The 20,644-nt window shown below is 46.1% G+C and carries 16 protein-coding genes; 3 read left to right on the forward strand and 13 right to left on the reverse strand.

The window, feature by feature from the left end; genetic code table 11:
• Positions 1–33: 33 nt before the first annotated feature.
• The 6 genes from AB4Z08_RS01040 to AB4Z08_RS01065 all read right to left on the reverse strand — a co-directional run bounded on the left by AB4Z08_RS01040 (position 34) and on the right by AB4Z08_RS01065 (position 5,395).
• Positions 34–2,139 (reverse strand): alpha-L-fucosidase, encoded by a 2,106-nt coding sequence (locus tag AB4Z08_RS01040; RefSeq protein WP_441571904.1) that lies wholly within the window; start codon positions 2,137–2,139, stop codon positions 34–36.
• A 186-nt stretch (positions 2,140–2,325) separates the two neighbouring features.
• The gene (locus AB4Z08_RS01045) at positions 2,326–3,060 is read right to left on the reverse strand and encodes a DUF4262 domain-containing protein (protein ID WP_441571905.1); all 735 of its coding nucleotides are present in this window, start codon (positions 3,058–3,060) and stop codon (positions 2,326–2,328) included.
• A gap of 43 nt (positions 3,061–3,103) precedes the next feature.
• Positions 3,104–3,826, reverse strand: coding sequence for a DUF92 domain-containing protein (locus tag AB4Z08_RS01050; protein WP_441571906.1), 723 nt, complete (start codon positions 3,824–3,826; stop codon positions 3,104–3,106).
• 40 nt (positions 3,827–3,866) lie between these two features.
• Positions 3,867–4,355, reverse strand: a complete 489-nt coding sequence (locus tag AB4Z08_RS01055; RefSeq protein WP_441571907.1) for a DUF5946 family protein — start codon at positions 4,353–4,355, stop codon at positions 3,867–3,869.
• A gap of 61 nt (positions 4,356–4,416) precedes the next feature.
• A complete protein-coding gene (locus AB4Z08_RS01060) occupies positions 4,417–4,590 on the reverse strand; it encodes a hypothetical protein (protein WP_441571908.1) in 174 nt (57 codons plus the stop codon).
• A 49-nt stretch (positions 4,591–4,639) separates the two neighbouring features.
• Positions 4,640–5,395: an MBL fold metallo-hydrolase gene (locus tag AB4Z08_RS01065; RefSeq protein WP_441571909.1), complete on the reverse strand. Its 756-nt coding sequence runs from the start codon at positions 5,393–5,395 to the stop codon at positions 4,640–4,642.
• A gap of 93 nt (positions 5,396–5,488) precedes the next feature.
• Between AB4Z08_RS01065 and AB4Z08_RS01070 the strand changes: the two genes are divergently transcribed.
• A complete protein-coding gene (locus AB4Z08_RS01070; RefSeq protein WP_441571910.1) occupies positions 5,489–6,325 on the forward strand; it encodes a phosphatase PAP2 family protein in 837 nt (278 codons plus the stop codon).
• Positions 6,326–6,381: 56 nt separating this feature from the next.
• Here the strand turns inward: AB4Z08_RS01070 and AB4Z08_RS01075 are convergent, their stop codons facing one another.
• From AB4Z08_RS01075 to AB4Z08_RS01100, 6 genes are all read right to left on the reverse strand, one after another.
• Positions 6,382–7,716 (reverse strand): sulfatase family protein, encoded by a 1,335-nt coding sequence (locus tag AB4Z08_RS01075; protein WP_441571911.1) that lies wholly within the window; start codon positions 7,714–7,716, stop codon positions 6,382–6,384.
• 9 nt (positions 7,717–7,725) lie between these two features.
• A complete protein-coding gene (locus tag AB4Z08_RS01080; protein WP_441571912.1) occupies positions 7,726–9,303 on the reverse strand; it encodes a RagB/SusD family nutrient uptake outer membrane protein in 1,578 nt (525 codons plus the stop codon).
• Between the two features lie 22 nt (positions 9,304–9,325).
• Positions 9,326–12,373, reverse strand: a complete 3,048-nt coding sequence (locus tag AB4Z08_RS01085) for a SusC/RagA family TonB-linked outer membrane protein (protein WP_441571913.1) — start codon at positions 12,371–12,373, stop codon at positions 9,326–9,328.
• Between the two features lie 241 nt (positions 12,374–12,614).
• On the reverse strand, positions 12,615–12,893 hold the full coding sequence (locus AB4Z08_RS01090) for an ATPase (protein ID WP_441571914.1): 279 nt from the start codon (positions 12,891–12,893) through the stop codon (positions 12,615–12,617).
• Between the two features lie 79 nt (positions 12,894–12,972).
• The gene (locus AB4Z08_RS01095) at positions 12,973–14,895 is read right to left on the reverse strand and encodes an ATP-binding protein (RefSeq protein ID WP_441571915.1); all 1,923 of its coding nucleotides are present in this window, start codon (positions 14,893–14,895) and stop codon (positions 12,973–12,975) included.
• Positions 14,896–14,898: 3 nt separating this feature from the next.
• Positions 14,899–16,815 (reverse strand): ATP-binding protein, encoded by a 1,917-nt coding sequence (locus tag AB4Z08_RS01100; protein WP_441571916.1) that lies wholly within the window; start codon positions 16,813–16,815, stop codon positions 14,899–14,901.
• A 298-nt stretch (positions 16,816–17,113) separates the two neighbouring features.
• Between AB4Z08_RS01100 and AB4Z08_RS01105 the strand changes: the two genes are divergently transcribed.
• Both AB4Z08_RS01105 and AB4Z08_RS01110 read left to right on the forward strand, forming a co-directional pair.
• A complete protein-coding gene (locus tag AB4Z08_RS01105; RefSeq protein WP_441571917.1) occupies positions 17,114–17,854 on the forward strand; it encodes a hypothetical protein in 741 nt (246 codons plus the stop codon).
• Positions 17,832–18,668 (forward strand): formylglycine-generating enzyme family protein, encoded by an 837-nt coding sequence (locus AB4Z08_RS01110; protein WP_441571918.1) that lies wholly within the window; start codon positions 17,832–17,834, stop codon positions 18,666–18,668. The genes AB4Z08_RS01105 and AB4Z08_RS01110 overlap by 23 nt, the downstream gene beginning before the upstream one ends.
• 44 nt (positions 18,669–18,712) lie before the next feature.
• On the opposite strand, the gene AB4Z08_RS01115 is transcribed toward AB4Z08_RS01110, so the two are convergent.
• Positions 18,713–20,518 (reverse strand): right-handed parallel beta-helix repeat-containing protein, encoded by a 1,806-nt coding sequence (locus tag AB4Z08_RS01115; protein WP_441571919.1) that lies wholly within the window; start codon positions 20,516–20,518, stop codon positions 18,713–18,715.
• Positions 20,519–20,644: the final 126 nt, after the last annotated feature.

Here is a 20,644-nt window from a genome sequence, read left to right on the forward strand (position 1 = left end):
GTAATTCCTAATTCGTAATTCTTTCTTTATGCTTTATCGTGTAATAATTCCCAGTTCTGCCACCATTACTCCATCACCATTATTAATATGCAATGCAGAAAACTTAAAATATCTTGCTTTCAGCGGATGATCGAGGATCACCAGTTGTTGTACCGGATTAGCCTCTATATTATGAAAATCGCCTGCCCTTGCCTTTTCCCAGTCACGGCCATTCTGGCTCACATAAAAAGCATATTTGCCAATGAGACCCTCATCCTTTCTATCCTGCCGGGGTAAATAGGTAAAGGCTTTAATAAGATGTACTTCGCCCATGTCTATGGCTACATCTACCGGAATTTTTCCGGAGAGTTCCGGTGTTAATGTATTCCAGTTCGTGGTTTCATCTTCATCCACTACATTGTCGGCCTGGCTGCCTGCCGGCGCCTCTATCACCTTCCACCCTTTTTTGCCAATACCGTAGATCGCAGTTTTAATGTCTCCCATTAAAACTTTACTGCCACTTCTGGCTTTGATCGTACCGCCATCAGCAAAAAGAAAAGGTTGTTTGTATACCGGAGACTGCAATGTTGGATTGCTGCCATCCACAGTGTAATAAACAGGATCGGCAGACTGTACGCCAGCGATGCTTACCATACCTGATTTTTCTCTCTTAATGATTGGTGCTTTGATGTGAACAGGTTCTTTATACAATCCCACATCACTCAGTGCGATACTAACAGGAGCGTATACACGTACTCTTACTTTAGCAGCCGTCACATTTTTGTCCAGTCGTATCAACCGGCTGGATCCAATGCTGGTAGCGGATGCGATGGCTTTCCACTCACCATTATCCATGACATCGATGCCAACAGAATCAATACGCTGACCCAGTTTAATATTTTCACGGAGACGGATCACATTAAATGTTTTGTTGCCGTGCAGGTCCAGTGTTAAGTCGGCCGTAGTCACTGCATCATCTGTAGCCCAGTAAGAATAACGATCGGCATCCAGTAACAGTTGCGGGCCAAATTTCGCGGCGTTATTCCCCCTGATGTTGCTGGCTTTCAGCGTAGCGCCTTTTGCGAAGTTTACAGCAAAAGTTTTGCGGAGCAGTTCACCAAAACCTTTTAAGGAAGCCACATCGATATCATTCAGCAAGCCTCTCTGGTCAGGCGACAAGCCCAGATCCAGCGAAGCGCCGTGGCCAACACTTTCATAGTAGAGGTCCAGTAACTGGGAAGAAGTGAATACCTGAGCATTTTGCGATTCATGATAAAACCATCCTGGCCGGATGGCTACATCACATTCTGCAGGGATCCAGTATTTGCCATTGCGGGTACCTGTTGTACCCAGCTCCGATTTCACAAAGCCGTTAGCGGGTCGCTTTCCTTCCTCAGGCGCTTCAGGCGTATAAGTAGCCCAGCAGGTGGTGCCGGCATGTCCGTCTTCATTACCTACCCAACGGGAACCGGGGCCCACATCGCCGAAAATAACTGCATTGGGTTGCATGGTGCGGGTAATGTTCCAGGTAGAATCCCAGTCGTAATAGGTGCTGCGGTCAATGTTGCGGATTTCATTGGCGCCGCCGTAATATCCGCTGCCGCCATTAGCACCATCATGCCAGGAGGTGAACAGGGGACCATAGTTGCTATATAGTTCCTTCAGTTGTCTGCGGTAAATGTCCAGGTATTCCGGCTTGCCGTATTCGGGGTTATTCCTATCCCATGGAGAGCAATAGAGGCCCAGTTTCAGGCCCAGTTGCGCACAGGCTTGCTGGTATTCTCTGATAATATCTCCTTTACCATTTTTCCATTTGCTTTGGGAGATATTATGGGTGGTGGTTTTGGTAGGCCACAGGCATAAACCGTCATGGTGTTTGGCCACTACAACAATCCCTTTGAATCCACCGGCTTTGGCGGCTCCCACAATTTGCCTGGCGTCAAACTGTACAGGATTCACCAGGTTGGGATCTTCATCGCCATAACCCCATTCGTGGTCCAGGTAGGTATTGGCGCCGAAATGGATCAGGCAATACATTTCCATTTCATGCCATTTCAGTTGGGCAGCGGTAGGCAGCACACCATACGGCTTCGGTGCCGACTGGCTGAAAAGGTTGGTGGACAATGCCAGCAATCCTAAAAAAATACAGGTTCTTTTCATTCAAAAAAATGTTTAAAAGTTGGACGTTTACCCGCTGGCGGTACCTGTTACGGCACAGCCAGCAAGGTTAGTCGTTATACAAAGTATTAGCCAGTATTGATGTCATCTGGTCAGGCGAAACCAGGAAAAAATATTGGCCATAGAAGACCTCAAAAAAATATTGATATGAAAAATCACGAAAACACGCTACTCCCATCCCCACTCCTCCTCCATAGATCCCCGCCTGGCACTTTGTCCCAAAGACAAATGATACAACTCATTTATACCCGGATCCAATCTTGTAATTGATTCCAGACTTACCAGTTTCGCATCTTTCAAATCCGGTTCCGGTTCACTGTGGAACTGCCAGGCACCATCATCATTATGATAAACATATAAGATAGGCTTTCCTTCCAAAACATATTTAGTAGTATATACCGCCAGGTTTCTCTCTTCATAAAATTTGAAGTCTGTATCTCTGTCAAGCAGCGGCTGCTTGTATTTCCAGTTCACATTAAACCCTGGCTCCCAGGGAAACAGGCTTTGTTTATCCGGCCACACCAGTTGTAATGCCGGATAATTATAATGGCCATAAAAGCTATTTGCTATGCCCCAATAGTTTGGGTAAAATGATTTGTCAACAGTCAGAAATTGCATGGGGTAATCTGCTATAAAATCATCATAATAGACACCTACCTGTAATGGTTGTCCATTTTTTATCAGCTCGCAGGCATCATTCAAAACACTCCCCAATAGGTTCAATGATAAGCCAAAACATATAATTTCAGGATGACTGAATTGCTGATAGAGACCGATAGTATAGGCAAATCCCGGCAGATAATCATCTGGTTTTACCTGTATAATGTAGCAACCGTATTGATCAATGTTACGTTGAATTTCTTTCTGCGGTATAGGATCGTGATCACAGTGGTCCTCGTTCAATGGATTATTTTTTAATTAATAAAATGTTATCTCTCCAATATGCTTACCCACATACCCAATACATCCCCCATCCTACCAACGCCGCCAGCAGCGTATTCAAAAAATTCACCGCATCATTTCCTATATAACGCTGACGCTCCAACGTAGCGCCCAGCAAAGAATCTATCAGGTTACCCACCACACCGGCTATTAACACTACCAATACACGGCTATCCATTCCGAAGAAAGCGCCATATACCAATGCGATCAGCAATGCACCCGCGGCCCCCAGCAGCGTGCCTTCCAAACTGATAACACCATCCAGTCCTTTGGGTTCTTTTTTAAAGCTGAGGATATTATAAAAGTTACGACCGTATACCATACCCAGTTCAGATGATAGTGTATCTGCTGTAGCGGAAGCCAGACTGGCCCCCAGCATGAGTATAAAAACCGTAGCATATGCCGGATACAACACTGCGAGCAGGCCCATGATGGCCGCTACGCCACCATTGGCAAATACCTGTCCGGCGGTACGTTGCTGGGGATGAGGATCCGCAGCAACAGCTTTCAGTTGCTTTTTATGAGAAGTGGCTTTTACACCGAGGATAAAAAAGGTGCCCAGCAATACGAGGCCACCATAGCCGGCGCCCAGTGCTGTCAACAGACCAACCAGGGCAGCCATGCCTGCTGCCGGTATGGTGAGTTTACGGGTTTTAACGCAAATGACGGCGACAGCGATGATTCCCATCACTACACCTAACAGTTCGAATGAAAAGGATAGTTGCATATTGAAGCGCAAAACTATACAAATATCTCATTCCTGTTTTTTAAATATAGGGGGCTGCTTTTTCCTTTACCCATTCATGCTGCAGGGCCCAGCTATTCCAAACAGATTTGGCCCATTTGCGGATAGCAGCATAGAGGTCTTCGTTGGTGTTTGCCCGTAGTACTTCCTGCACAGTAATGGCGGCAGCCTGTCCAGGAGGCGATATCGGCTCCCAGTGTTGTTTTGGGATGATGCTGTGTACATGTTGCACCTGCCGGCCGGTATATTGCTGTTCCAGTGCCAGGTACAGCCCTATCAGGGCGTAAGCGGTAGTCATACCTTTGGCCACGCCACCGGCATGCTGGGCACTATACGCATCTACTGACAGCTGGTGATGGAAGTCCGGATGTTCCAGGGCAAACGTACGGGCAGAAAGCTGATTGAAGAGGTCCAGGCATTCACCGGATGCATTATAGCGGTCGGAAGGGGCCAGTTGTTCATCTGCAAGGTGCAGATGACAGCCGGGGCAAATGATTTTATTTGCTGTCATAGCTGCTGAGTTAGTGCTGGTGTAAAACTTAAATTTAACGATTTTTACACCAGCACGAACGTTATTCCTGCACTAAACGAATCATCGTACTTAACCGGGTAATCAGGGCATCATCATTCCCTGAAAACCCACCGGAGCGGAAACGGATGGTCCCCTGCCTGTCGGGCACCACTTTATAGGGTACACCGGGTACTTTGAAATGTGTGAAGCGGTTTTCCAGCGTAAATAAAAGCATTACGGATTTGTGAATAGATCCAAGCAAATCCGTAATTCGTAATTTGTAATTACTTGCTGTACCAATCTCTCAATCTCACATCTATTCCTTTATTACCTGCATCTACCAGGCTTTTGAATTTATTCACATCGCTAAAACCATCTTTACCACGATAGTGATAAGGATATACTATTTTAGGTGCGAAGGCCAGTACTGCATCGGCAGCTTCAGGAACGTCCATCGTATAGGGCAGATTCATACATACAAAAGCGACGTCGATATTTTTCAGGCTACGCATTTCCGGAATGCCCTGGGTATCGCCGGAGATATAGATATTCTTTTTGCCGTAGTTCAGCACATATCCATTACCTCTGCCTTTGGTATGCATCGCAGTAGCACTTTCCGGGATGTTATACATTGGAATAGCGGCGATGCCAATACCGGACAATGATTTTTTATCACCGTTTTTCAGCACAATCACCTGGGCTTTATCCGCCGCGGACATCTTATCTGCTACCACCTGTGGCACAACGATGATCGTTTTAGCTGTTTTTACCGCTGCGATGGAAGCGGCGTCAAAGTGATCGCCGTGTATATCGGTAACCAGGATAATATCCGGCGCTGTCAGCCCGGTATACTTGTCCGCACCACCGGTTGGATCCACATAGATAGTTGTTTTACCAGCCTGTAATACGAAACTGGCATGCTCAATGGGCTGTATGCTCAGCTGGCCATTGGCAACAGGAATAACGTCCGGCTTCACCCGTTGTGCAGACACTATAGCAGCCGCAAAAAGGAAGCATAAGGAAAGAAAACTGATTTTCATAAAAAGTTGATTGTAGTTACTAAAGATACCCCGTTTATCCTTCTTTTTTAACAAAATGCTACATTCGTTGCTACTGTAAACGCATTTATATCGATGAGATCAGGGCTTACTATTCTTCTACTAATACTGCTGACTGGCCACGCATCTGCCCAAACAGACAGTAGTGCTGCCACTACTCAGGATAGCGCCGTTACCACCATCCGATCTGCCGATACGCTCATACGATACCGCATCAACGGAGCTTACCTCGGCAGTATCTGGCAGGACCTGAAGTATACAGTAGCCCGACCTGCCCACTGGGAGAAACGGGATTATATCCGGCTCGGCGTTGTTGGCGGTGTTGCAGGTATCCTGCTGGCAGGTGATTATGGTGTAAAACAGTTTTTTGTACACCATCAATCCAATTTCATGACCAGCGTTACCGATCAGATAGAACCTTTCGGCAACGCGTACTCCCCCTACCTGGTAGCCGGTATGTACGTAGCCGGTGTAATCACCCACGATCGTAAACTGGAACACGGGAGCCTGATGGCAGCCAAATCACTGATCATCTCTACCGTCATCTATGCTACTATCAAAAGCGTTATAAGAAGAGGCCGTCCCACTTACTACGATTCCCCCTTCAGCTTTGAGCCACCCCTCACCAATGATAAACAACATACTTCTTTCCCTTCCGGGCATAGTCTTACGGTAATGACAGTAGCTACTGCCATGGCGGAACTATATGGAAAAGATCATCCCTGGGTACCCTGGGTGGCCTACGGCATTGCGGGACTCACCGGCGCCACCAGGCTATACGAGAACCGGCACTGGAGCAGTGATGTATGGATAGGCATGGCATTGGGGCATTTTGTGACCAAAAGCATTTTCAGACATCAACGGGAACTGGAACACAAAAAAGCCATGAAGCTTTTAGCGGTGAGCCTATAATATTAAAAAGCGGAATGGAGTGGCGATGACCACTCCATTCCGCTTTTTAGCAACCCTTAGTTAGCTGCATTACCAGCATACCGGTCCAGCAACTGTTCCAAAGAACTTACCTTATCCGGATATTCGGAGGCCAGGTTGGTGCGTTCCCGCACATCCCATTGCAGGTTAAATAACTCAATGTTTTTTACACCTGAAGTTTTATCTGCTATCCGGCGCAATTTCCAGTCGCCTACCCGGATGGCTTCCGGGGTGCCGTTGTTAACGTAATAGATAGGTTGATGCGCGGGATGTTCCTGCTGACCGCTAAGCAATGCCGCCACCGATTCCCCATCCAGGGTTCTGCCGGACGGAAGGGGCGCTTTTACCCATTGTGCCAATGTAGGTAATACGTCCATACTGGTAAAAGCATCGGTGATGGTTTTTCCTTTCGGTACATGATTTTTCCAGTAAACAATAAAAGGTACACGATGGCCACCTTCATATGTTTCCCCTTTCTTACCCCTGAAAATACCCGTACTGCCTACATCCCATGGCTTAATCACTCCATCGGACGACATACGTGCCGGGTAATCAATCCAGGGACCGTTATCGCTGCTGAAAATGAAAATGGTATTATCTGCCAGCCCCTGTTTCTCCAGCGCTTTCCAGAGCTCCGCCAGGTTAGCATCTATCTCTTCAATCACATCTCCATATAATCCACCGGCAGAATGCCCCCTGAATTTTTTGGATGCAGCCACCGGCAGGTGCGGCATATTATGCGCCAGGTATAAAAAGAAAGGCTTGTCTTTCTTTTGCTGCTGCACATATTTAATGGCTTCTTTGGTATATAGTTCTGTTAAAGAAGTATCTGCCGGCCGGAATATTTCCGGGGTCCTGTCACGGTAAATTTTCAATACGGTATCAGTCTTTACATACGGAGAACGATAGTCATGACTGTACAACAAACCAAAATAATGGTCAAACCCCTGCGCTACCGGGAAGTTATACGGCTGTATATCACCCAGGTGCCACTTGCCGATCATACATGTATTATAGCCCACTCCTTTCAGCATCTCCGCAATGGTGACATCTTCATCCGGCAACCCTATTTTATAGCCGGGAGGAATCGGAAAGTTGAGTTGTGAGCGGGTAGGATAACGGCCGGTTAATAAGCTCACCCTGGAAGGTGTGCAGGAAGGAGAAGTCACCATATACCCCGTTGCCTTCACCCCCTGGTCTGCCACATGATCCAGGAAAGGCGTGCGGATCTGGGGATTACCATAACAACTCAGATCACTGTAGCCCATATCGTCGGTAAGTACGAAAATGATATTGGGACGTTGTTGCGCATACACATTGGTTATGCTCCCCATAGAAAGTCCTGCCAGTAAACAATAGATATACTTCTTCATAAATAACAATTACCAGTTTGGATTTTGTGATAATGCCGGATCCAGGTCCCGCTCTTTTTGCGGCACCGGCCAAAGATAATGTCTGGACTTATCAAATGCACGGTTAAAAGATACAACCTGTACTGTTGTCAGTTGTCCGTTATTATTCCAGGTAATACCATACACGGGTCCTTTCATTACCGTTTCTGCTGTTTTCCAGCGGCGGATATCGTAGAGGCGCTGCCCTTCAAAGGCCAGTTCCACGGTACGTTCATACCTCACGGCATCCCGTAACTGGCTTTGGGTAAGCCCCGTGGGTAATACCGGCATGTTTACATCTGCACGTTGCCGTACCGCATTGATGGCATTGTACACTGTTTGATCCAGCTGGTTCAGTTCTATTTTCGCTTCTGCATAAGTGAGCAATACTTCGGCATAACGCAGCAGGATGATGTTGATACCACAGTTGGTGGGATTAACATAGTCTTCTGTGTTAATATACTTCTTCAGGTTATATCCGGTAGTTGAAGCAATGTAGGTACTACCGATAGCATCTGCCGTACCGCTGTTGGGCGCCGGATGAAAAATAAGTCCGGAAGGCAACACATCACCATCTACAAACAAGCTGTATCTCAGGCGAGGGTCGCGGTTATCGTAGGGATGCAAGGGGTCAAAATTGCTGCCACCAGCATTGATATCTTTACCGTCTTTGGTCTGGTATGTATCCGCGAGTACTTTGGTGGGTACATAAGAGCTGTTCCCATTCTTCTGGCTATAAGGCGCCAGGATGCTGAATATGTTGTTGGGATAGTTATCCTTGATGAACTGTTTATCCAGGATCACTTCCCTGTTATTTTCTGCGGCGTAGCTGAATAATTTCTGGTAGCTGTCGTACAGCGTGTAGCCAAGACCGTTAACTTCTGTGGCGGCATTTGCTGCCAGCTGATAGCGACCGGCAAATAAATCCGCGCGGGCTTTTAATGCCCAGGCAGCGCCGCGCGCAATACGACCTTTATCGGCCGCAGCGGTGTAGCTGGCTGGCAACAAGGCAGCTGCGTCGATTAATTCCTTGTCGATGAAATCGTAGATCTCAGACACCGGTGTTCTTTTCAGGGCCCGTGCCTGCTCCAGTGTAATGGAAGTTGTTACGAGTGGAACATCTCCATACAAACCTGCCAGTTTAATATACTGGTACGCGCGTAATGTTTTGGCTTCGCCCTTAAACTGGTTGATCAATGCAGGGGTGACAGCAGTTACCTTGTCCACATTTTCGAGGAAATAGTTGACTGCATGAATGCCTTTGTAGGCACTCTTCCACTCTCCGTATACTTTAGCGCTGGACTGATCATAAGTACCCAATTCCACATACGCCTGCACATCAAAGTTCTGGTTGGTATGCCCGATATCTGTCAGTGCATCCAGTGCCAGGATGTTAGTACTGTCGAGATCCTGGTACAATGCGTTAACAGCTAACTTTGCATCGGCTTCTGTTTTCCAGAAAATATTCACAGCGAGTCTGTCGGTAGGGGCAGTATCCAGCAGGTTCTTGTTGCAGGCTGCCAACCCGATGGCGAGAAAAAGAAATATACTTCTATTGATTAAGTTCATAACAATTCATTTTTGCACAGCATTAAAACTGCAGGTTAATACCAACGGTGTACAACGATGTTTGCGGATAGTAGACCGCTCTGCCTGATTCCGCTTCCGGATCCAGGTTCCATTCATTCAATTTGGAAATGGTGAACAGGTTGGTAGCCGATACATAAATTCTTGCACTGCTGAGGAATGCCCGCTGACTAATGGCTGTTGGCACATGATACGCCAGCTGTATGTTTTTTAGCCGTAGATAAGAACCATCTATGACCAGCCTGTCGGAGGTAGCTACGTTGCGCAAATCGTACTTGAGAGGTCTTGGAAATCGCGCATTGGTATTTTCCGGTGTCCAGTAATTGTTGGTATAGATCTTATGCGTGAAACCTTCCTGGTTACCCATTTCCGCCAGTGCACCGGATAAGCGGGTATCTACTTTAGCGGCGCCCTGTATCAGTATGTTTAATTCAAAACCATTGTACTGAATGCCGGCATTCAACCCAAAAGTATATTTGGGAAAAGAGACGCCGATGTTGGTCATATCATTGGCATCAATTTTACCATCGTTATTACGGTCTACATATTTTACGTCACCGGGTTTGGTGTTGGCTGCCAGTGTCGGGTATTTATTAATTTCCTCCTGGGTCTGAAACAGGCCATCCGTCTGGTATCCCCAAAGCGTGTTAATAGGCAGGCCGGTTTTTATAATATAACGGGGATCTATATCCGAACCTGTAATATAAGGGCCTGTTCCTTTCAGGTCTGTTACCCTGTTTTCATTGTAACTAACGTTAGCGCCTATATTATAATGCACTTTCCCTGTTTGTTTGCTGCTATAATTCACCGCTATTTCCAGGCCTTTATTTTCTACTGCGCCGGCATTCTGTGGTGGTGCATTTAATCCTACAGTAGCCGGAATGTCCAGGTTCAGCAGGATATCGGAAGTAAGCTTACGGTAATAATCGGCGGTCAGGGTCAGGCGGCGGTCCAGGAAAGTCGCATCCAAACCCAGATCCAGCTGCGTAGTACTTTCCCAGCCCAGGTCTGTGTTGGCAAGTGTAGTTTGACGATAGCCCTGCACCGGCACTCCGTTAAAGGTGTAGCTAGTGGAGGTAAGCGCATCATAATAACTATACAGATCTACCGACTGGTTACCGGTAGTACCATAAGAACCTCTCAGCTTTAAGTCGTTGATTACCGGTAGTAGTGATTTAAAGAAATTTTCCTGCGCTATGCGCCATCCGGCAGAGAAGGAAGGAAAAAAGCTATAACGTTTATTATTGGCGAAGCGGGAAGAGCCATCGTAGCGGCCGTTTACTTCGAGCAAATACTTACCGGCATAAGCATAATTAATTCTTCCGAAATAGGAACGTAGTCCGTAGGCCGCATCACTGCCCGTATTACTTTTGGTACCGTCGTTGGTACCTTGTCCGATGGAAGTAATGTCGTTATTATAAAAACGTTCGCGGTAGGCGGAGAGAAATGTTTGTTTGTTGCTGATCTGCGAATAGCCGGCCAATGCTTTCAGGTCATGTTTACCAAACGACCGGTCATAGGTCAGCAGGTTATTCCAGGTATATTCCCTCAGGTTATTGCGCACTTCTGTCAAACTGTTATTTGTTACCGTTTTGGTGATGTTGGTATTCTTATCAGTATTCGTATAGGCGTTAACAAAATTCTTCTGCTGTGTGTATATGACACGGGCGCCGAACTGTGTGGAGAAACGCAGACCATGCAGTAGTTCTACATCTCCCTTTACATTCCCATTAAAATAATCTACTGCCTGTTTGGATAAGCCTCCAATTTCATCAAACATGAGTGGGTTGTTACCCTGTGTACTCAGCCCATAGGTGCCATCAGGATATTTGGGTACTGCCCAGAGTGATCCATGCAACATATTATTGAAAGGCGCCACAGATGGAGCATTGGAAGCATTGTTCTGATAATGGATATCGCCGCCAAAATGAAAGCGGCTATTGACAGGAACGTAGTCTGTATTCAGGCGTACTTCACTGAGCTGGTTACTGTAATTTTTCACGATGCCTTGCTGATCCTGGTAACGCACGCTCATCCTTGTTTTCACCACTTCGTTTCCACCTGCCAATGATAAGTTGTGGCTTTGCTGGGGCGCTGTTCTCAGCATAGTCTGGAACCAGGTGTTAGGCATAGGATATTTATATCTGTCCGTTGCATTTACATATTGCTGAATGGATGCCTCTGTAAACCTTGCCGGTACTGTTACACCGGCGTTGGTATAAGCAGCCACCTGTTCCCGCATATAGGATTCGATATCCATCATTTCGGGTTTGTTGATGCTTTGTTGCCAGGCATAGTAACCATTGTAATTAGCGGTGACTTTGCCGGCTTTTGCTCTTTTAGTGGTAATGAGAATAACACCGTTGGTAGCACGGGAGCCGTAGATAGCAGTGGACGCAGCATCTTTCAGCACAGAGAGTGATTCAATATCTTCCGGGTTGAGATAGGCCATTTGTTGTTCTATCCCATCTACAATAACGAGTGCATCATTTTTTCCTAGGTCGTATCCGCTGGTGCTGCTGCTGTTGATGTTAAAGGTAGTGATCCCTCTTACACGGATGGTAGCGGCGGATGCGCCGGGGGCGCCACCTCTGTCGAGTACGGTTACACCAGGGGCAATGCCCTGTAGCGACTGTTGTATATTGGATACCGGGCGACGGGTGATATCGGCACCTTTGATCTGTGATACGGCGTTGGTCAGATCACTTTTCTTTTGAGTGCCATAACCTACTACCACTACTTCTCCCAGTGCAGTTTCATCTTCAGGTAGCCGCAGATCAATATGATCACGACCATTGACCGGTACTTCCAGTTTTTTAAACCCGATACCGCTAATCAGGAGTGTATCGCCGGGAGCAACGGAGATGGTATAGCGTCCTTGTCCATCTGTTACGGTACCTGATCTGGAATGTTTGACGAGGATATTGATACCCGGTAGTTGCTCGCCCTTACCTGATTTTACCTGTCCTGTAATTTTCAGTGGTTGCTGGGCCAGGGCAGTAAAAGATAATAGCATGGCGATGCCATACATGAAAAGTGGAAGCTTTTTCATTCAGTTGTAATGTTAGTTTGATAGCTTTTATCAGCCGGAAGTAATGTTGGTCCTGTGTTTTTTCATTGACAGGGGCAAAAATATATCTTATAGTCTACAAATCCTATAGGGTAATAATATTTTTTACAGAAAGTTAAAACAGGCTACGGAAACAAGCTTGAAATATTAGTATAAAAAAGGTGGCCTCATAATATTGAGGCCACCTTTTTTATACTAATGTTTTCATCAAAGTAAAAATTGACTATCGTTTAAATAGATCCATCATAGTTACTTCGTTTTGGACGAGTCCTGTTTTATACATATTGTCTTTGGTACCGTAAGTTGTCACCATAGTCAGAAATAAGGTTTTCTTTGTGCCGGTGCGTTCTTTAAAAGTTTGCAGCTTATTTTCCAATTCAACGGCATAAGACTTATCAATGGTAAATTCGGTATTGGAAAATTTCATTTCGCAAACGTTGATACAGGTATCCCGCCTGTCCAGCAGTTGTGGCTGCGTATCTATTTTGATAGCCAGCCACAACTATTATTACCTCCTATAAAATTAATATGGAAGGCAATAAAGGGAGGGCGTCATCAGGTAACAGGCATTCCCTGAGTTGTTACAAAACATGCGCGGCATGAAGAAAGTCCTGCGATGGCAGGATATAAACAAGCCCAAACGTATCCGGAGCTGCTGCCTCCACCTGCAGGCTACCTCCCATTTTAGTCATAAAATCGCCACCCGTAACCAGCATCAGTTTATCTTCCGGTTGTGGCAGATCCAATAAACCCAGCAGTGCCGGGGTAACAGCAATGGGGTGGCCCTCCATCCAAACGATTGTTTCTCCATCATGTGGTTCTGCTTTGATCCGGATGGTACCACCATGACCGGTGAGGGCTATGATTTGTCGCAGCAGGGTACGATGTACAAACTGCAGCATATCGGGATCGGCGGCTACAACTGTTGCTGATGGGATGCGGATGTCGATGCTGAGTCCTTTATTATCCGCATCGGCCTGCATGCTATCTATCACTTTCGGAAGCATTTCCGTGATGTCACAGGCCACAGGATGAAACACGAAGTCAGAAAACTGCGATTTTATCCAGCGAAGGATGCCATCAAAATTATCCAGAGTGACGCGGGAATCCTGCTCTACCCGTACAATGCTGTCCAACAGGGCCTTACGATCATGTGTACCGCGTTGCCATAAGGCGGCAGTTTCGATGATATCTTTTATGGGCGCCCGAAAGTCCTGTGCTATCAATGATAACAACCGGTTCTTAAAATCATCTCCTGCCTGTAATCGTGTATTCTTTTCCGTGATACCGGCATTCAATGTTGCCAGGGCTATGGCATACCGGCGGGAAGCATAATAAGATAAACAGTAGATAGCAGTAAAAATAAGTAATAGTACCAGCAGGGATAATAAAAATATCAGTAACCACCGGTGGCTGGTTCTCTGCAAATCACTTTGCATAATGGCTTGCTGCTGCAGCTGGTTGGTAATTTGTAATTCCTGCATTTGCTGCTCTTTCAGGAAATAACTGATATAATCTACCGCAGGAAGTTTGCCTGCTTCCGATTGCTCGAACGTGGCTAACTGTCGTATTGATGCGTCATAAAGCGCCAGTTTTTTCCAGTCTTTCTCCGGCAGATAATGAGCATATAAGCCTGGGATTACGTCCATGATGGATTCATTGTCACCTATTTCTTTTGCCAGGTGGAAAATTTTTTCTGCATATCCAATAGTATCTACTTTGTATCCCAGGTGCATAATATCTCCTTTCAAATGAAAATACGCAGTAAGGGATTCATCGGGTAATCCTTTTTCGTATGCCTCTTCCGCAAGTTCATTGATGCGTTTTTCCGTTTGTGCAAAAGGTTTGGTTTTAATCTGGATCATGGATTCAAATAGTCTCGCTTCATACCATTCCATGGTATAAGGATGTTTGGCAGCAATACCACGCAACTCTTTCAGCGCCCATTTCACAGAATCACTTTTAGCAGGATCTTTCCAGTAGTATTCGAGATAATTAATCAGGTCTACCTTGTAATCACCCAATTCAGGATAGCGGCTACCCAACAGCAACGACTGCTGCTCATATTCCTGTGCTTTACCCAAATTCCCTTCTGCTCTGTAAGCAAGTGCGAGGTTGCTGAGATCTATACTGATGTTTCCCGAATCACTTAGCGCTTTATCAATCTGCAAGGCCTTGTAATTATATACAATGGCCAGCCTGGCATTTCGCTTTCTTGTATAAAACAAGGCAAAGTTCGTATAGGCATAAGAGGTTCCTTTTTCATCGCGCAGCCGCTGAGATATTTCAAGGGCTTTTGTAGCATACCAGAAACAACTATCCAGGTTATTGCGGTGATGAAAAAACGAAAGGCTGTTCAATGTCTTTACGTATTCACTGCTGTCTTTGACGCGGTGTAGCTTTTCATGCAGCTGCCTGAAGTTTTCGTTTTGGGCATGCGTTGTTTGCCAGCTGCTAAAAACAGCTATGCTATATAATAAATATTTTAAACCTTGTGGTATCATCCTTTATTGCAATTGATGAGGTTTTACCAGGAGTAGTGTATAAGAAAGCAACGCACCTCCTTCGGGGAGATTGCCGGCTTTTATTGCTCCGTTCATCTTATAAATAAAGTCGCGGCAAATGATCAATGCTAATCCTGCACCCTGCTGCTCACCAGTGTGCTGCTGGTTACTGTATTCAAACAGATATGGCAAAATATCTTCCGGTATACCAGGTCCCTGGTCTGCTACCGACAAGGTCATATAGTCCATATCTGTGTTGCTGCTGATACGCAGTATTCCTTTCACAGGAGAAAACCTGACAGCATTATGGATCAAGTTGCGATGCACAAACTGCAACATCTCCCGATTCGCCCAAACAGTAGTGGTATCGGGAATGCTGATGTCAATCTGCAGCTGTTTACCGCGGATAAGACTTTCCATATATTGAATGACTTCCGGGATCATCTCTGCCGGTTTACAGGCTTCCGGTGTATACACAAATCCGGAGGACTGGGAGCTGATCCAGGCCAGTATATTATCAAAGATCTGCAGGGTATAACCAGCAGTACGTTCTACCTCTATCATCCACCCGGTGGCTTCTTCTGCGGTTAGCACTTCTTCTTTCAGAAAAACGGCAATATTAATGATGTTGCTCAGCGGTGCCCTGAAATCATGTGCCACCACAGACACCAGCTTATTTTTGAAATCGTCATGTTCCTGCAGCAGCTTGTTTTTCGCCTGCATTTCCTGGTTCTTTGCAGTGAGGAAACCGGCATTTCTTTTCATCTTTTTATATGCCCGGAAAAAGTACCAGCCGGTGAGTGTGGCCAGTACCAGTAATATGGAAAGAAATCCTGCCAGGTAAAGCCGCCCCCTGGTTTCCAATTGCTGCTTATATAACATTTTCTCCTGGATGGCACGTTTCAGTTGTAAGGAATGTATATCATGCTGTTGGGTATAAAAGGAGAGATAATCCATTTCACCATCAGATTTAATGGCGGTTCTTTTCTCCAGGATGTCCAGCAGTATGCCACTGTAGCGTGCAGCGCTATCCGGTTTACCAGCTTTTGTGTACCAATCAAATAGTTGTATAACATAAGGCAGCATGCTGGTCTGGTAACCTCCCCTTTCAGATAAGGTAATCATCTGTGAGAGGTATTGAATGGAATCGGCCTGGTGCATGGCCGCCCTGGTAGCGGCCATCAGGTGACAGGCATTCATGCCGGTGTAGTTGTAACCATTGGCGGAAGCAAAGGCAATCAATGACAACAATTTTGCTTCGGCGGCAACGGTATCCTTCTTCCGGAGCAAATCCTTTATGTTCAGCAGGTCCAGCTGAAGAAGGGCGGCCTGATCAGCGTGCCGGATAAAGATATTACGAGTGGTTGTTACTGCCCACCGAACGGAATCTTCCTTTTGTGGCTCGCTCCTGTTTACGCTGGCATAATGCATTAATGCCAGGGCATACACGCTGTCATTCCCGAAACGATGTCCTATTTCCATCGCTCTGCCGGCATAATCCATTGCGGATGCGTGCTGGCCGGACTGCTGATAATATGCACTGATACAAATATATATCTGTCCTATTCCGATGCTATCGTTCAATTTTTCATAGGCCTGCAAAGCATCCATGTAATAACGAATAGACAAATAGTGGTTATTATTCTCCCCATAATAGTTACCGAGGACCTGCCAGGCATCTGCCTTCCCTTTTGTATAATCCAGCCGGGTAGCAATTTCCCTGGCCTGCCTGGCGTAGAAAAATGTAGTATCCAGCTTTTTTTGTTGCGCTAAAATAGCCTGGTGATTCAACTTGTCCACATAACGAATACTGTCCTCCGATATATCCCGGGCATGCAGCAAACCTGCAAAACATAGAAAGCAGATCAATCCGACACCTCTCCACACGGCCTTCTTCGGTTTGATTGCCTGAATGATCATAAATATCTCCGTGTTTGGTGAACAATTATTAGTGAGCAGAATGAATGGTATGCTTAAACGGTTTATTCCCCGGAGAGCCCGTTGGATATGTTTTTCAATAGTATGTTGAAAGATAATAGTGTATAATCAGACAATGCGTTTATTTTTCTTAATACCCTGTGATTAACGTCCGCTTAACGTTAATTGTCCCTGAATATAAGAAATATTATTTAGATATGAGGCCCGCTCTTTTGAACCCGATGGAATTGTTTGGCAATTCTTCCGCGCTGCTTTATCTTCCCGCAAATTTTCCGATATCATGAAAAGAATTGTAGCCATCCTTGTTTTAGTAGCCACCTGTAATAGCAGCTTTGCACAGGAAGCAGAGGTGTACCAGGAACCCAGTAAAGCAACTGTCGCCTACCAGGAATACCGTGAAAAAACAACAAGGCCGCCATATGGGCTGGAGAAGGTGTTGATGATGATAAAAAAAATAGAGGGCAATGACGAAAACATGGCGCTGAAACAGAAAGACTACCTGACATTATCCCTCCGGGAGAAGTTTACCTATCATATGATTAACGCGGAATCGTATAGCCAGAACTGCGATGCCATGCCACCCGTATTGGATGCCGAGAAAAAAATCTTTGCACAGCTCCCGGATGCATTCGGCGAATACAGCTGGAGTGAACGTCAACTGAATTTCCTTCATGCCAACCGCGACTCTGTGATGGCGTTAATCACCGAATCTGTTGGCAGAAGCAACCGGGTAGGTGTGAATTATAAAAAAGCTATTATCGAAATCAACGGCCGGGAAATGATTCCTTTGCTGATCAGCATTTATAACAGGGATCATAAAGACAAAGATATTCTTACCGTGCTGATGATCCTGATGAAAAACAATGAATACGCGCCTTTCATGACTTCTGCTTCCTATAAAAAATTATATGCAGACGGAGAAAGCAGCTATCATGCTTTTCTCAATTTCAATACCGCTAATGAAGAGCTGATCATACAGCGGGCCAATACCTTTTACAATGCACTTCCTAAAAAAGGTTAGTACTATATTCCTGTTGCTCGCCAGCTTTTATGCAGGGCTGGCACAGGATAAATGCGGCTATGTACTGGTACCCAAAGGGCACTACCGGATCGGCAAAAAACAGCATACGCTGAATCCACAGCGGCAGGTGAGCACTGACTCTTTTTATATCGCCGCCTGCGAAACCACCAACCGGCAATTTGCCGCATTTGTAGCAGCTACCGGCTATATAACGGATGCAGAGCAACGGCATAATGCCCTCGTATTTGTTCCGGGGCTGCGGGAATTTGAATGGCACAACGACAGCACCGCTTACTGGCGTTTCCCCAATGGCATTAGTATTGGTGGCATTGAAAATAAAATGGATCACCCGGTCACCACCATCAGCTATAAAGATGCCCTTGCCTATTGTGAATGGGCCGGGGTAAGACTGCCTACCCTGGAGGAATGGGAGATAGCTTCCCGCGCAGGTGCCGCCACCGATTATTTTTTCGGCGCCACCAATGCCCTGATCGGCCGCTACGCCAATATCTGGCATGGACAGGACCATTTGCAGGCCGACAGCTCAGACGGTTATATGTACACCTCACCCACCGGCAGTTTTCAACCGAATGCGTGGGGACTATATGATATGTATGGTAACGTCTTTGAATTCTGTTCCGGTAAGGTACTCTCCAATGAAAGTCCTACCGTAGCACATGCCCGTGGCGGCTCCTGGTGGTGCAGTAAGGCGGCTTGCTCTTTTTTCAATTCTGCCGATATTGGCCGGGTGAATAAGCGGGCCTCATTTAGCAACCAGGGATTCAGGGTGGTGAAAAAAAGTGCGGGGCAATAGCTGTTCTTTCACATCAGCGAAAGAACAGCCACCTGGTAAATAAACTACTGCTTTATTGCTATATCCGTTTTCACAGTTTTCGGTAACATTTCCTGCAACTGTACTACCGGTTTAAAAGGTACTATAAAGTCATTGCCGGTAATATTTACCCCTTCACAGGCCGTCAGCCTGAAAGATGCTCTCTCAGGCCCCTGTGCCATATAATACTTCATCCACCGGATACGGTTATTGCGAAAAATCAGGTCGCCCGTACTACGTGCGGTGAGTACCGGGTAATCATAGATCTTAAAATCATTGTTTTCTATCCGGATATTCCGGTGTATCATATATCCCTTTACAAGGGTATGGTTTTCCGGTGCAATGGCAACCACGTAATTATTGGGCGCCAGGTTATACCCGCAGCCTTCAAACGTGTTGCCGGTAATTGTTACATCCTGTACCGGGCCCGACTCGTACCAGCTGCTGGCATCGTCCGCTATTAAAATAGCATGCATGCCGGTTCTGTAAAAGGTATTGTCGGCAATCAGCACTTTCTTACGTGTGGTCACCAGTACCCCTCTTGTATGTATGCCTTCAAAACGGCAATTTCGTACAGTCAGTGAGGGTACCCATGTAATATTCTCCAGGCAGTCACCAATGCGCATGCCTACCGGCATATCCTTGCTGAGTGTTACTTCCATTTCCCTGTCGGACAGCATCTTTGCAGCGGTAACAAGACCATTACCGTAGCCCTGCAATTCTGCACTGTGTACAAATCCAATGCTATCACCGGCAAAGAAAGCTTCAAAGCCATAGGTCTGGTGATGCATGAACCGAAGCTTCAATACCCGTGGCGATACCACTTGTGTGATCTGCAGATGCGTACCGTGTACATTGATCGGATCATCATGCAGTCCTTTGAAATGCGCGTCTGTAATTTCGATAGCACCCTTACAACCGGAAAAGTGCATCCCATCTGCAAAGGTAGCCATGGCCCGTCCACTGCCTTCTGCGGGCATTATCTGTATATGGCTGTAGTAGAGATTTTCAGAAAACTGGGAGGTAATACCCAAACCATGCATGTAACGCATGTTGATACTGTCGAGATGTACATTTTTACAATGTTGTATAAAAGTCCCTACCTGGTCACGGATACCATCTCTCACACTCAGCACATCGCCCATCTTTCCTTTGAAAGCAGAAAAGTCGCCACTGAACTGTACTACACCCGGACTGATCAATGTGGCTTTACTTTTGTAAAACGGGTCCCAGGAAGAATAAGTATTCACCCCTTTTTCGACATCTGATAATATCGCATGGAACTGCTTCATGCCCCACTTCTCGCCATACCATTCCAGGCGTTGGTTGATGATCGCAAACCGGGAGTCCCGTTGCACCGCGCCGGTTACTTCTGTTGGAGAAACTCCCACCAGCAGCATTTCCGACATGGAAGGCCGCTCAAAGTCCACGCTGACATTGCGCAGGGTGATATCTTCGCAATGGTCAAATAACCAGGTGATCATCTTACCATGAAATACAAACTCGGCACCATTCCCTTCAATGGTTAAGCCTTTAAAGTTTTCGAAAAACAGACCAATGGTCTTCATTTTATCCGGTACTTCTGTTTCACTGGAAGTATTGGAAATAAAATAGGTTTTCTTCACCGCGCTGTCCGGGTAAAAATCATACCGGCCGGGCTGGAACTCCAATACAGCGCCGGGCTTATTCTTACAGGCGGCAATGGCCTGTTGTACCCGGGTAGTAACATCGGTAAAAGTATTGGGCATAACGCCTACGGGAATACGTTGTTGTGCAACGGTAGCGAGTGACAACAGTAAGACTGTCAGCATAGCCATTGATCGGTGAATCATTCTCTTTTTATTGCTGTTAAGAAATTTTACGTGGATTATTTCCCGGTATGTTTCCGTAAGATACATTTTCCGGGGAAAGGCTGGCTGTTCACATTTTTTTTGCTTGAAAGAACAAAATACAACGCC

This window comes from Chitinophaga sp. RAB17 (genome assembly GCF_052114225.1).
Lineage (GTDB): Bacteria > Bacteroidota > Bacteroidia > Chitinophagales > Chitinophagaceae > Chitinophaga.